Origin of the sequence: Azohydromonas aeria, assembly GCF_009760915.1 — a bacterium.
Lineage (GTDB): Bacteria > Pseudomonadota > Gammaproteobacteria > Burkholderiales > Burkholderiaceae_C > Azohydromonas > Azohydromonas aeria.
Genome location: NZ_VIDQ01000009.1, coordinates 21149 through 34548 on the forward strand (window position 1 = coordinate 21149; position 13400 = coordinate 34548).

A 13400-nucleotide genomic window follows, 5' to 3' on the forward strand; every position below is an offset into this window, starting at 1 on the left:
TGAAAGTCGCGGCTGCGGTGGCAGGCGAAACGAGACTTCCCCGGATCGGCCCAGGAATGGGTCGCTCCGCCCATATTTCTACCCCGTTACCTATTGACTTGCCTGCCCTGTTCGCAGCCGCATGCCGCAGCCCTTTCCAGGCCGAAGGCGTCACTCCATCCGCGAACGAGCCTGTCGGATCCGCGAGCGAAAGGGCCATGGTTGCAGCTTCAACCGAACAGCCAGGGCGCCAGGGTGCGCCGCCGGGCCTCGTGGTGCCCGATATGCTCGGCGCGAGCGGCCCGCCCGCCGCGCTCGCCGGGGTGGATCAGGCGACCGTAATGACCACTTCCGCGTACTCGCTGGGCACGACCAGGCCGCGGCCACCGCCCACGTCGAGCTCGCCGAGCAGCGATGCGATGTCGGCCTGTAGCGCCGCGCGGCCCTGCTCGCTGAGCGAGGCGAGCGCCTTGTGGGTCGGGCCGTAGCAGTCGGCGAACACCTGGAGGAAATGCGCCGCCGAGCGGTAGCGGAAGTTGAATCGCTTGCGCTCGACGCGCAGCTCGCGCGCCGCGGGACCGAACAGCGACATGAGGTGCGCCTCGGTGCCCCACAGCGCGGGCGAGCGCACGCCCGCCGGCGGCGCGACGTGCGCGCCGATGATCTTGAAGAGGCGGCCGATGAAGCCTTCGGGCGTCCAGTTCGCCAGCGCGATGCGGCCGCCCGGGCGTGTGACACGCAGCATCTCGCGCGCGGCCGTCGCATGGTCGGGGGCGAACATGACGCCGAAGGTCGAGAGCACCACGTCGAAGCTCGCCGATTCGTACGGCAGGGCCTCGACGTCGGCCACCTCGAAGCGGATGTCCAGGCCGTCGGCCTCGGCACGCCGGCGGCCCTTGTCGAGCAGCTCGGGCACGTAGTCGGTGGAGGTGACGCGGGCATAGCGGCGCGCGGCGGCGAGCGAGGCGTTGCCGTTGCCGGCGGCCACGTCGAGCACGCGCTCGTCGCCTCGCACGTCGGCGGCCTCGGCGAGCTGCTCGCCGACGATCTGCAGCGTCGTGCCGACGACGGCGTAGTCGCCGCTGGCCCAGGTCGCCTGCTGGCGCTGCTTGATCGCGGCGTAGTCGGGTGTTTGCGTCGGGGTGGAGGCGGTGGTCATGGTGTCGCTTTCCATTGTCGAAAGAGTGGGTCCGGCGCATCCGTGCACCGGTGCGTGCATGATTCGCGGATGACCTCCGGCGCGCTTTCCCTGGCGTCGCCCGCGTTTGCTCATTCGTCCGCGATTGCATTGGCGAGGCAGGCATGAACGCACTCGACCCGCTGTCCGACGTGCTGCGCAGCGTTCGACTGCGAGGCTCCGTGTTCTTTCACGTGAGCTGCCGTGACGATTGGTCGGCGTGGGCGCCGTCCTCGCAGGAGATGGGGCCGGCGGTGATGCCCGGTGCCGATCACGTCATCGAATACCACCTGTTCGTGAAGGGCGGCGGCTGGGTCGCGGTGGACGGCGAGCCGCCGTTGCGGCTCGGCGCCGGCGACATCGTCATGCTGCCGCACGGCGACGCGCACGTCGTCTCCAGCGCACCCGGCATCTCGCCCGCCCACGAGGGCGACTGGCTCACGCGCATGCGCGACGACCCGAAGCCGATCCCGATCTCGTACCGCGGCGGCGCCTTCGTGGCCGGCGAAGGCCTGCCCGCGAAGGATGCGTCCGCCGTCATTCTGTGCGGCTTCATTGCCTGCGACCTCAAGCCCTTCAACCCGCTCATCGACGCGCTGCCGCGCCTGCTGCACCTGCCGGCAGCGGGCGTGGGCACCTGGGTGGCACCGGTGCTGGAGCAGGCGGCGCAGGAGTGGGGTGCGCAGCGCGCGGGAGGAGCCGCGCTGCTGCAGCGGGTGAGCGAGATGGTCTTCGTCGATGCGGCCAGGCGCTACCTCGACGCGCTGCCCGAGCAGTCGCAAGGCTGGCTGGGCGCGCTGCGCGACCGTCAGGTCGGACGCGCGCTCGCGTTGATGCACGGCGACCCCGCGCAGCCCTGGACGCTCGAAGAGCTTGGGCGCCGCGCCGGCCTGTCGCGCTCCGCGCTGCACGAGCGCTTCGTCGCGCTCGTCGGCATGCCGCCGATGCAGTACCTCACGCAGTGGCGGCTGCAATGCGGTGCGCGGCTCTTGAGCGAAGGCCACATGGTGGTGGCCTCGGTCGCGCAGCAGGTGGGCTACGAGTCCGAGGCGGCGTTCTCGCGCGCGTTCAAGCGTGCGACCGGTCTGCCACCCGCGGCCTGGCGGCGGGCCCAGGCGCCGGCGTCCTGAGCGGGGCGGGATGCCAGGGACGGGCACGGGCGCGCGGCACTGTCCCACCATTTGAACGCACCAGGCCCATCGGCGGCCCCGATGCACGCCTTGAAACGCTCCGGACGGCAAGCCGTCCCACTTATTGATGAAGATGACCGCTGTTCGACACCTTGGCGGCCAGGCTTCCTGGCATGCCGGCCCATGAATCCACAACCGCAGCAGGACCGGTGGTGCGCCAGCACGCGCTGCTGGGCAACACCGCGCCACAGTCACTGGCACGGCCGGCCCGCGAAGGCGGGCTGATCGCTACCCTCGACGGAGACCGACCGATGAACGGGCAACCATGCCGCAGCGCGTTCGACCGCGCGATGGACCAGCTGCCGCTGGTCGCGATCCTGCGCGGCCTCGCGCCCGACGAGGCGCTGCCGGTGGGCCGCGCGCTGGTGGAGGCGGGCTTTCGCCTCATCGAGGTGCCACTGAACTCGCCGCAGCCCTTCGACAGCATCGCCGCGCTGCGCCGCGCCCTGCCGGCCGAGGTGCTGGTGGGCGCGGGCACGGTGCTGCGCCAAGACGACCTCGAACGCCTGGCCGCCACGGGCGCCGAGCTGGCCGTCAGCCCGCATGCGCCGCCGGCGCTGGTCCGGGCGGCGAAGGCGCTGGGCCTGGTCGCGCTGCCCGGCGTGGCCACGCCGACCGAGGCTTTTGCCGCCCTCGACGCCGGCGCCGACGCGCTGAAGCTCTTTCCCGCCGAGGCCCTGCCGCCGACGGTCGTGAAGGCGCTGCGCGCCGTGCTGCCCGGGTCGGTGCGGCTGCTGCCGGTGGGCGGCATCACGCCCGAAGCGATGGCGGGCTACCGCGCCGCCGGCGCGGCCGGCTTCGGCCTGGGCTCGGCGCTGTACGCGCCCGGGCGCAGTGCCGCCGACGTGGCGGCCCGGGCCCGCGACTTCGTGCGCGCCTGGCAGGCCCTGCCGTCCTGATTCCTTTCCTCGCCTGCGCGGCCCTGGCCGCTGCTGCCGCCGGCCCGTCCATGCCCGCGCATGCAGCCAACCCGGAAGGTCCGGCCGGGCCATAGGCTGCGAGTTCATCCGGGGCGAGACCTCGCAGGCCGGTCGAGGCAGCCCGGGCGCCGGTGGAACCTTTGCCGGCAGCGGCGAACGAACCCGCCCTGCCCACTTGCCCACGAACCGCCCATGACTTCTGCCGACACCCAGGCCATCGTCACCATCGCCGTGCTCGCGGCCTTTGCCGACGGCGACAAGCACGACCGCGAGCGCGAGGAGCTCAAGCGCATTGTGCAGGGCCTCGGACAGGCCGACGGCGTGCACCTGCCCACGCTCTACCAGGACGTGCTGATGAGGCGCGTCGATACCGCCGCGGTGGTGGCCCGCCTCGGCAGCCACGAGGCGCGCCAGCTGGCCTACGAAATGGCGGTGTGCGTCTGCGACGCCGACGGCGCGCAGTCACAGGCCGAGCAGCGGTTCCTGGCCGATCTGCGCAGCCAGCTCGGCCTGGGCGCGTCGGCGGGGCAGTTCGCCGCCCGGGCCGAGGAGATCGCGGCGGCGCCGATGGGTGCGTCCGCAGCCAGTGCGGCCCGCGGCACGGCCGCGCCGGCCGTCGACAACGCCGTCCTGGACCAGGCGATCCTGAACGCCGCCATCCTCAACGGCGCCCTGGAGCTGCTGCCCGAGACCCTGTCGACGATGGCGATCATTCCGCTGCAGATGAAGCTGGTCTACCGCATCGGCCAGGCCCACGGCTACCAGCTCGACAGCGGCCACGTGAAGGACTTCCTTGCCACCGTCGGCGTCGGCCTGACCTCCCAATACCTGGAACAGGCCGGCCGCAAGCTGCTTGGCGGGCTGCTCGGCAAGTACGGCGGCGGCCTGCTCGGCGGCCTCGGCAAGCAGGCGGTCAGCTCGGGGATGAGCTTCGCCTCGACCTACGCGCTCGGCCACGTCGCCAAGCGCTACTACGCCGGCGGGCGCACCCTGTCGGCGCAGATGCTCAAGGACGCCTACGCCGGCACCGTCGCCGAGGCCCAGGCCCTGCAGGGCCGCTACCTGCCCGCGATGCAGGAAAAGGCCCGCGGGCTCGACGCCGCCAAGGTGATGGCGCTGGTGCGCGGCGGCTGATCAGTCCTTCTCGCGGCAGGAGCTCGCGCAGACCTTGTGGCTGCGGCCCAGGATCTTCTTGCTCGTCAGCTGCGACACGGGCTTGTGGCGGCCGCATCTGAAACAGGACATGACGGTGGAGCCGCCTCCAAGCACGACAGGACCAAAGGCCGAGCCGGATACCTTGGCCTTGTACCTCAGGCCGTCGCCGGAAATCGTGGTCTCGGTGTCGCTGTCGCGGTAGTAGTCCATGCCGGCCCCGTCAGATTGAACACCGGCCCATGGTACAGCCCGCGGCGAAAGGCCTTCTCGCGGCGCCCCGGCCGGGCGCGGCCCCGTGCCCGCAGGTTGATGCCACAACCACAAGCCGCCGGTTCGCGCCGGCGGCAGCTCCGGCCGATGGACGCGGTGTTCAGTCGATGTACCAGGCCCACTCGATGGCCGCGACCTTGTCCTGCCGGATGATGAAGCGCAGCGCGTCGCTGTCCGGGCGCTGCGGCCCCATGCGGTAGGCCAGCGCGGCCGGGTCGCGCAGCGTCGGCGCGCCCAGCAGCGCCAGCACCTTTGCCGCCGGCGAGCCGACCTGCAGCCCGGCGGGCAATGCCGGATGCCGCGCCGTCAATTGCACGCTGGCGGGCAGCAGCTTCGGCGGCTGCGTGGCATGGGCGACGTAGACCGTGGTGGTCAGCCCGGCGCAGTGGGTCTCGATCACCTCGTCCGTGACCTTCGGGTCGAAGGCATTGGCCTGCGGCTTGCGGTCCACGCGCAGCGGCGTGTCGCAGGGACGCTCGGCGATCTGCCAGCCGATGGCTTCGAGCGATTCGACCCGGACTCCGGGCCCAGACCCGGGCACGGGCCGCGTCGCGCAGCCCGCCACGAGCACCGCGGCCAGCAGCGCGCCGCGCACCGGCCACGCCATCGATGGAACCTGCCCCGCCTCGCGAAGCCGCGGCGTGCGCGCCGCCGTGGAATGGATGCCTTGCATGCGGCCAAGCATACGGTGCGCTACGGCAATAATCGGCGCCTGTCACAACACCGGTTTCGATCCGTTGAGGGAGTAACACGACCATGCCGACCCGCAAGACCGTCCCGACGAAGAAGGTGGCTGCCAAGAAGGCCGCCGCGAAGAAGACCACTCCCGTGGCCACGAAGGCCGCGGCCAGGAAGACCGCGCAGCCGGTGGCCGCAGCCACCACGTTCCGCACGAAGATCGACCTGGCCAACTTCGCCGTCGGCGCCAAGACGGTCAAGCAGCTCGCCCGCGCCGCGGCCAAGCTCGCGCAGACGCTGGCCCGCATGGACGAGCACGGCGCCGTGAAGCTGGAGCAGCCGGTGACGGCCAAGGGAGCGCACCTGTCCACGACCGACGCCAAGGCCGCCAAGCGCTTCGGCATGGAAGAAGGCCGCGCCCCGCGCGGTGCCAGGACCGCTGCGCCGGCCGCCAAGAAGGCCGCCGCTCCGGCCAAGGCCGCCCAGGCTGCTGAAGCGCCGGCACCGGCGCTTGCCAGGAAGGCCGCTGCGAAGAAAGCCGCTGCGAAGAAGGCCGCGGCCAGGAAAGCTCCCGCCAGGAAGACCGAGGTTGCGCAAGCCGCCCCGGCGGCCGAAGCTGCACCTGCGGCGAAGAAGCCGGCCGCGAAGAAGGCCGCTGCCAGGAAGGCCGCGCCCAGGAAGGCCGCTCCCACGGCCGCGGCGAACGAGCCCGCACGCGCCGCCGATGGCGCTTCTGCCGCCGCGCCCGCGGCAGCGCCGGCCACCGACACCCCGGGCGCCGAGGCTGCCGCGTCCTGAGGCTCGCCGCAGCCGGCCGTCGCCGGCAGGGCCTGCTTCGGGTCACTGCCGGGCCGCGGCCTGCTGCTCCAGCCAGTGCCGGCGCTCGCGCCGGGCGATGAGATAGCTCGACCCCGCCACGCACAGCGCCACCACGGCCACGACCACCGTGGCCAGCGCATTGACGGCCGGGTCCAGCCCAAGCCGCGCGCGCGAGAAGATCACCAGCGGCAACGTCGTGGCGCCGGGGCCGGAGAGGAAGGCCGACATCACCACGTCGTCCAGCGACAGCGTGAAGGTCAGCAGCCACGCCGCCAGCAGCGAGGGCGAGATCAGCGGCAGCGTCACCAGGAAGAACACCTGGTGCGGCCGCGCCCCCAGGTCCTGCGCCGCCTCCTCGTACTGCGGGTTGAGGTCGCGCAGCCGCGCCGAGATCACCACCGTGGCGTAGGCCATGCCCACCAGCACGTGGCCCAGCCAGATGGTCAGCAGGCCGCGCTCCGGAAAGCCCGTGGCGCGCTGCACCGACACCAGCATCAGCAGCAGCGACAGGCCCACGATCACCTCCGGCATCACCAGCGGCGCGCTGACCATGCCGGAGAACAGCATGCGGCCGCGAAAGCGCGGGAAGCGCTGCAGCGTGAAGGCGGCCAGCAACCCGAGCACGACCGCGCCGCTGGCCGAGGCCGCGGCCACCTGCAGCGACAGCCACAGCGCGCGGCGGATGTCGGCATCGCCCACGAGCCTGGCGTACCAGCGCAGCGAGAAGCCGCCCCAGACGTTGGGCACGGGCGAGTCGCTGAAGCTGAACACCACCAGCGACACGATGGGCAGGTACAGGAAGGCCAGGCCGGCGAACAGCCACAGCCTCGACGTCCAGCGCCCGGCGGCGGTCGTGATCATCTACTTGCGCTCCGCGACCCGGGCCTGGCTGGCGTTGAACACCGCCAGCGGCACCAGGATGAGCAGCACCATCACCACCGCGACGCTGGAGGCCATGGGCCAGTCGTTGTTGCTGAAGAACTCGTCCCACAGCACGCGGCCGATCATCAGCGTCTGCGGCCCGCCCAGCAGTTCCGGGATCACGTACTCGCCCACGCAGGGAATGAACACCAGCATGGCGCCGGCGACGATGCCCGCGCGCGACAGCGGCACCGTCACGGTCCAGAACACCTGCCAGGGCGTGGCGCCCAGGTCCTGCGCCGCCTCCAGCAGCCGCACGTCGAGCCTGGACAGGTTGGCGTAGAGCGGCAGCACCATGAACGGCAGGTAGGTGTAGACCATGCCCAGCACCAGCGAGAACGGGCTGTACATGAACTGCCCCAGCGCGGGAATCGCGCCCAGCGCCAGCAGCAGGTGGTCGAGCTTGAGGAAGCGCAGCGCGCTGCCGACCCAGCCCGTGTCGGCATCGAGCAGCCCCTTCCAGGCGTACACGCGCAGCAGGAAGCTGGTCCAGAACGGCAGCATCACCGCCATGAGCAGCAGCGGCTGCAGCGCGGGTGCGGAGCGCGCCATGAAGTAGGCGAAGGGGTAGCCGATGGCCAGGCACAGCAGCGTGGTCACGCCGGCATAGAACAGCGACAGCCCGTAGGTGCGCCAGTACAGGTCGTCGCTGAACAGCAGGGCGTAGTTGCCCAGTTCCAGCGTCAGCGACAGGCGGCCATCGGCGACCCTGAGAACGTCGCTCACCAGCGCGCCATCCATCGAGGCGAAGCTGATGCGCAGCACGATCAGGAAGGGCAGCAGGAAGAACAGCAGCAGCCAGCCGAAGGGCACGCCGATGACGGCGCCGCGCCCTCGCCCGCCGCGCGACCGTGCCGGCGGCGCCTTCATTGCGTGAGCACCACTTGCGCCGTGGGCCGCCAATGGGCCCATACCCGCGCGCCCACGGCCGGGCCCTCGGCGTGGCAGGCCTCGTTCTCGAAGTTGACCTTGAGCACCGCGCCGCTGGGCAGCTCCAGGTGGTAGAGCGTGTAGCTGCCGAAGTAGGCCGAGGCCACGACGCGGCCCTGCACGCGGTTGAGGTGCTCGCCGCCGCCCTCATTCGCGGGCGCCTCGCTGGAAAGGAAAATCTTCTCCGGCCGCAGCGCCACCGTCACCGGCATGCCGGCGTAGCCGGTGATGCCGTGGCCGACGAGGTGCGTCACGTCGGCGCACTGCACCTGCACGCGGTCGGGCTCGTCCACGGTGACGTGGCCGTCCATGAGGTTGACGTTGCCGATGAAGTCGGCCACGAAGCGGCTACCCGGCGTCTCGTACACGTCCGCCGGCGGGCCGACCTGCAGCAGCCGGCCCTCGCTCATGACGGCCATGCGCGAGGCCATGGTCATGGCCTCCTCCTGGTCGTGCGTGACCATTACGCAGGTCACGCCCACGGCGCGCAGGATGTTCACCAGCTCCAGCTCCAGCTGCGTCTGCTCGCGCAGCTTCTTGTCCAGCGCGCCCAGCGGCTCGTCGAGCAGCAGCAGCCGCGGCCGCTTGGCCAGGCTGCGCGCCAACGCCACGCGCTGCTGCTGCCCGCCGGAGAGCTGATGCGGCTTGCGCTGCGCGAAGCGCGTCAGCTGCGTGAGGCGCAGCATCTCCTCCACGCGCTGCGCGATCTCGGCACGCGGCGGCCGGTCGCGCTTGAGGCCGAAGGCGATGTTCTCCCACACCGTCAGGTGCGGAAACAGCGCGTAGGACTGGAACATCATGTTCACCGGCCGCGCGTAGGGCGGCAGACCGGCCAGGTCCTGCCCGGCCAGCAGCAGCCGGCCGGCCGTGGGCGACTCGAAGCCCGCGAGCATGCGCAGCAGCGTGCTCTTGCCGCAGCCCGAAGGGCCCAGCAGCGCGAAGATCTCGCCGCGCGCCACGTCCAGGCTGACGTGATCGACGGCGCGGAAGTCGCCGAAGTCCTTGACCACGGCATCGATGCGCAGGAAGGCCGCGTCGCCCTCCTGCGGCCCGGCGATGACGGTGGGCGCCATGCTCAGAAGCTGACCACCACCGACGCGCCCAGGAGATGGTTGTTCCTCTTGAACACGCCCTTGTCCACGTACTCGAACACCGGCTGGCTGGCGTGGTCGAAGCGGTACTCGGCACGCAGCTGCGTGCTCATGTCCAGCGCGTAGAGCAGGCCCAGCGACAGCGCGCTGCGGTTGGCGCCGCGCTCGGGATCTCCCCCGGCGCGAAGCCGATGCCGTTGATGCCGTCCTGGGCCGTGTAGCCCAGCAGCCCGCCGCCGTTCCTGGCGTTGTTGATGTAGTCGAGCCGGGCCACCGTTTCCAGCCGCGGCGTGATCTTGTAGGCCACCAGGCCCGACAGGCCCCACCAGCGCGCGTCGCGCAGCGTATTGCCGGGCCCCAGCGTGATGGCGGCCTTGCGCTGGCGCCCGATGCTGGCCTGGCCCTGCAGCGTCCAGTCGCCGCGGATGAAGGAGCCGTCGATCTCGAACAGGTCCACACGCGACTCGGGTTGCGCGATCACCTCGCCGGTGGCCGGATCGGTGATGAGCGAGGTGGAGTTCGCCGCCTTGCCGTGCACGCCGGCGAAGCCCATGCTGTGGAACTCGCCCTTGGCATAGTCCACGCGGTAGGTGAAGACGGGCGTCTTCTCGCCCGGGCCCTTCCGGCTGGCGTTCATGTCGGCGAGCATGGCCTTGAACAGCCACTTGCCCTCGGTGTGCTGCAGGCCCAAGCCGGTGAAGGAGGTCGGCAGCGTGAAGTCGAAGAGCAGGTTGTGGGTGATGAGCTTGTTGAGCATGGGCGGCATGTACTCGTAGCCCGACCAGTCGGGCATGTGCCCGGCCAGCAGGTAGGTGCGCAGGCTGCCCAGCGGCACCATCGCCGTGGCCTCGTGCACCAGGCGGTTGTCGCCGCGTCCCACCGACTCGCTGCCGCGGTTGGGCATGAGCGTCAGGCGAAAGCGCATGCCGCTGTCGGTCTCCTTCTGGAAGTCCAGCGCCACGGAGCCGAAGTAGGAGTTGTCGTATGTGTAGCCGTCGTCGCCCACGCCGTTGAGGAACTGCAGCCCGGCGCGGTCCTGCGCCCGGTTGGCGATGAAGGTCGGGTCGAGCCAGCCGCCGATCTTCAGGTTCTTGAGGCCGTTGGCGTCGCGCGTGTCCTCCAGCGCCTCGACCTTGTTCGTCACGCGCGCGAACTCGCGCAACTGCTCCGGCGTCATGCCCGGCTGCACCACGGGCGCCGGGGCCGGCGCGGGGACGGCCGCCACCGGGGCGGCGGGCGCGGGCTGGGCGGCCACGCGCTTCTCCAGCTCGGCCACGCGCTCGCGCAGCGCCCGCAGCTCCTGGAGCAGCTCGGCGTTGCTCTGCGCCCGCGCGGGCAGTGCCGCCGCCACCGAGGCCGCCGCCAGCGCCGCGGCCAGCACGCCGCGCGTGCCCATGAAGGGCTCGTTCTTGTTCATGGCAGGTTTCTCCGCGCGGACGTCACAGGCCGGTCTTGAAGGAGGTGTAGGTGCGCGTCATGAGGCGGCGCAGGTCGTTGTTGAGCGAGTTCGGCGCCACCATGCGCGCCATGTCCGCGTCGGAGATGAACACCGTCGGGTTGCTCGCGACCTCGGGCTTGACGAAGGGGCGCGACGCCTTGTTCGGATTGGCGTAGAAGACCTTGTTGGTCAGCGAGGCGTGCACCTCCGGGCGCAGGATGTAGTTGATCCACTTGTGCGCATTGCCCGGGTGCGGCGCGTCGGCCGGGATGGCCATGGTGTCGAAGAACAGCAGCCCGCCGCTGCGCGGCATGAGCACCTCGATCTTCTGCCCGGTCTTGCCGTCGATGGCGCGCTGGCGCGCGATGTTCATGTCGCCCGACCAGCCCAGCGCCAGGCAGATCGAGCCCGAGGCCATGTCGTTGATGTAGCCCGAGGCGCTGAAGAGGGTCACGTAGGGCCGCACCGACTTCAGCAGCGCGGCCACCTGCGTGTAGTCCGACGGCTCCTTGCTGAACGAGGGCTTGCCCAGGTAATGCAGCGCGGCGGGCACGACCTCGGTGGCCGAGTCCAGGAAGGAGACGCCGCAACCCTTGAGCTTGGAGATGTACTCGGGCTTGAACACCAGGTCCCAGGCGTTGTCGGGCAAGGGGCCGCCCAGCGCGGCCCTGACCTTCTCGACGTTGATGCCCACCGCGGTGAAGCCCCACATCCAGTTGACCAGGTGGTCGTTGCCCGGGTCCATGCGGGCAAGCTGCGCCTGCACCGCCGGGTCCAGGTTCTTGAGGTTGGGGATCTGTGACTTGTCGAGCTTGCGCAGCAGACCGGCTTCGATCTGCATCTTGGCCCAGTGCGAGCCAGGCACGACGATGTCGTAGCCGGTGCGGCCCGCCACCAGCTTGGCGTGAAGGATCTCGTTGTTGTCGAAGTTGTCGTAGCGGACCCTGATCCCGGTTTCCTTCTCGAAGTTGCGGATCGTGTCCTCGGCGATGTAGTCGGACCAGTTGTAGACGTTGAGGACCTTCTCCTCCTCCTGCGCCCGCGCCGCGCCCGCGCCCAGCGCCAGCAGCGCCGCCGCGGTCGCGCCGGCCACGGCCCGGATCACGCGATGGACGCGACCCGCGCGCTTCTGTGCCCACAGCATTCCCATTCGGATTCCCCCCGTCTTCGTTCTCGACTCCGCAGACCCCGGCCCCCGTGCCGTCGCGGCCACCGGGCGTGCAAAAAGCAGGAAACAGACCAGTTGTATGTGCTTGTAACTTAGCGCCGGGGCTGCCGCGGCAGTGCGCCGCGCGGGGCCCGGTCTGTGAAGGAGTTGGCACCGAAGCGGTGCCCGTATGGGCTGAAGTGGGGCCGGCGCGGTCCGGCTACGCTCCCGGCCCGGCCGGCCGTCAGCACTGTTCCGCTCCGGCCATCAACCCTGACCTGTGGGGTTTGCGGCGCCTGCGGCGTCGGGACAGTCGGCCCTGGAGCCGGGCAGCCGCCCGGTGCTCCAGCCGGCTACCGAGGAGACAGCCCCCATGTCGATCAAGACCATCCTTGCAGCGGCGCTCGCCGCCGCCGCGACGCTCGCACCCGCCCACGCACAGACCACGGTTCCCAACGGACCCTACGGCGACAACGACAGCGTCGCGTCGCTGCGCACCTACGAGCAGCTCGTCGCCGCGCTCAAGAGCAGCGCCCACACCAGCCGCGGCGCCATGACCTACGGCGAGTTGCCGTGGAAGAGCAACACGGGTCGAGCCATCCCCTACGTCGTCGTCGGCACCGGGCCGGCCGCCGCGCTGATCATTGCCCAGCAGCATGGCGACGAGATGGAGACCAGCGACTCGGCCGTGAACCTGGCCCGCACGCTGGCCAACAACTCGACGGCCTCGAAGGCCATTCGCAACGCGCTCCGGGTCATCATCGTGCCGCGCGTGAACGTGGACGGCTTCGACGGCCGCAAGGCCGACGGCACGCTGATCACGGACGCCCAGGGCCGCGTGCCGCCCTGGCGCCAGAACTACGACCGCACGTTCTCAACCGGTTCGGTGCCGGCCTTCTACCAGCGCGGCCGAGGCTACGACATCAACCGCTACCACGCGTTCCGGCCCGAGTGTCCGCTGGACAACCCGAACTTCCCGAACATCGGCCCGCTGGGCGTCCTCAGCTGCGAGAACGAGCTGGTGGACAGCACCCAGCCCTACACGCGGACCGACCTGGGCCGGGGCAACCCCGTGCCCGAAGCCCGGAACATCCGCTGGCTGGCCGACCAGTTCACGCCGGTGGTGACGCTGGACCTGCACCACCAGGGCACGCGCGTGAACGACGGCAACATGGTCACCGCCTCGACGCTGTGGCCCACTGCCGCGGCCACGGCCCAGGCGCTGCAGAGCGTGGACGCCGGGGCCGTGGCGCGCTTCACCCGCGGCCAGACGATGGCCAAGCGGGTCGTGGTCGTGATCGCGCAGACGCTCGCCAAGTACCCCTATGCCGACCTGAGCCTGTACCCGGGCGGCACCGAGCCCGGCATCTCGCGCAACGCTTACGGCCTGCTGGGCTCGGGCTCGGTGCTGCTGGAGCTGCGCGGCGGCATCGGCACCAAGTCGGGCGGCTACATCCAGAAAATCGGCTACCACGCCTCCTACGCGGTGTTGGAGGAACTGGCGCGCGATGCCGACCTTCGCGGCTTCGACCCGAATCAGGCCGAGATCCTGGTCAAGCCCGCCAACGGCCAGCCGCCGCGCCCGGGCCAGGGCGAGAGCGAGCCCATCACCGACGGCACCGTGGCCCAGGGCATGTCGGACGACGAGGACGACCACCACCTCGGCAACTGAACCCGATGCGCGC

At 70.9% G+C, this 13400-nt stretch carries 14 protein-coding genes; 5 read left to right on the top strand and 9 right to left on the bottom strand.

Annotated elements, in window-relative coordinates:
- Positions 1–307: 307 nt before the first annotated feature.
- Positions 308–1138 carry a class I SAM-dependent methyltransferase gene (locus tag FJ694_RS07410; protein WP_157265520.1) on the bottom strand — a complete coding sequence of 277 codons (831 nt, stop codon included), beginning with the start codon at positions 1136–1138 and terminating at the stop codon, positions 308–310.
- A gap of 143 nt (positions 1139–1281) precedes the next feature.
- Here FJ694_RS07410 and FJ694_RS07415 point away from each other — a divergent pair, with 143 nt between their 5' ends.
- The 3 genes from FJ694_RS07415 (at position 1282) to FJ694_RS07425 (ending at position 4400) form a co-directional block, all read left to right on the top strand.
- Positions 1282–2286, top strand: a complete 1005-nt coding sequence (locus FJ694_RS07415) for an AraC family transcriptional regulator (protein ID WP_157265522.1) — start codon at positions 1282–1284, stop codon at positions 2284–2286.
- A gap of 311 nt (positions 2287–2597) precedes the next feature.
- A complete protein-coding gene (locus FJ694_RS07420) occupies positions 2598–3245 on the top strand; it encodes a 2-dehydro-3-deoxy-6-phosphogalactonate aldolase (RefSeq protein ID WP_198320750.1) in 648 nt (215 codons plus the stop codon).
- 213 nt (positions 3246–3458) lie between these two features.
- Entirely contained in the window at positions 3459–4400 is a 942-nt protein-coding gene (locus FJ694_RS07425) for a YcjF family protein (protein WP_232539941.1), read from the top strand.
- On the opposite strand, the gene FJ694_RS07430 is transcribed toward FJ694_RS07425, so the two are convergent.
- Both FJ694_RS07430 and FJ694_RS07435 read right to left on the bottom strand, forming a co-directional pair.
- The gene (locus FJ694_RS07430) at positions 4401–4631 is read right to left on the bottom strand and encodes a hypothetical protein (RefSeq protein ID WP_157265526.1); all 231 of its coding nucleotides are present in this window, start codon (positions 4629–4631) and stop codon (positions 4401–4403) included.
- 160 nt (positions 4632–4791) lie between these two features.
- Positions 4792–5364, bottom strand: a complete 573-nt coding sequence (locus FJ694_RS07435) for a hypothetical protein (RefSeq protein ID WP_157265528.1) — start codon at positions 5362–5364, stop codon at positions 4792–4794.
- 83 nt (positions 5365–5447) lie between these two features.
- Here FJ694_RS07435 and FJ694_RS37070 point away from each other — a divergent pair, with 83 nt between their 5' ends.
- Entirely contained in the window at positions 5448–6167 is a 720-nt protein-coding gene (locus FJ694_RS37070; RefSeq protein ID WP_157265532.1) for a histone H1, read from the top strand.
- 42 nt (positions 6168–6209) lie between these two features.
- On the opposite strand, the gene FJ694_RS07445 is transcribed toward FJ694_RS37070, so the two are convergent.
- From FJ694_RS07445 to FJ694_RS07465, 6 genes are read right to left on the bottom strand one after another with little or no spacing between them, the layout of a single operon-like run.
- Entirely contained in the window at positions 6210–7049 is an 840-nt protein-coding gene (locus FJ694_RS07445; protein WP_157265535.1) for an ABC transporter permease, read from the bottom strand.
- The gene (locus FJ694_RS07450; RefSeq protein WP_157265538.1) at positions 7050–7979 is read right to left on the bottom strand and encodes an ABC transporter permease; all 930 of its coding nucleotides are present in this window, start codon (positions 7977–7979) and stop codon (positions 7050–7052) included. It lies immediately after the preceding gene.
- A complete protein-coding gene (locus FJ694_RS07455) occupies positions 7976–9112 on the bottom strand; it encodes an ABC transporter ATP-binding protein (protein WP_157265541.1) in 1137 nt (378 codons plus the stop codon). Before FJ694_RS07455 ends, FJ694_RS07450 begins: the two co-directional genes overlap by 4 nt.
- A 2-nt stretch (positions 9113–9114) precedes the next feature.
- Positions 9115–9243, bottom strand: a complete 129-nt coding sequence (locus FJ694_RS37570) for a hypothetical protein (protein ID WP_259373154.1) — start codon at positions 9241–9243, stop codon at positions 9115–9117.
- Positions 9240–10547 carry a DUF3138 family protein gene (locus FJ694_RS07460; protein ID WP_232539942.1) on the bottom strand — a complete coding sequence of 436 codons (1308 nt, stop codon included), beginning with the start codon at positions 10545–10547 and terminating at the stop codon, positions 9240–9242. Before FJ694_RS07460 ends, FJ694_RS37570 begins: the two co-directional genes overlap by 4 nt.
- A 22-nt stretch (positions 10548–10569) precedes the next feature.
- On the bottom strand, positions 10570–11712 hold the full coding sequence (locus tag FJ694_RS07465) for a polyamine ABC transporter substrate-binding protein (protein ID WP_157265544.1): 1143 nt from the start codon (positions 11710–11712) through the stop codon (positions 10570–10572).
- 376 nt (positions 11713–12088) lie between these two features.
- Here FJ694_RS07465 and FJ694_RS07470 point away from each other — a divergent pair, with 376 nt between their 5' ends.
- Positions 12089–13387, top strand: coding sequence for a M14 family zinc carboxypeptidase (locus FJ694_RS07470; protein ID WP_157265547.1), 1299 nt, complete (start codon positions 12089–12091; stop codon positions 13385–13387).
- The last annotated feature ends 13 nt before the right edge of the window (positions 13388–13400 follow it).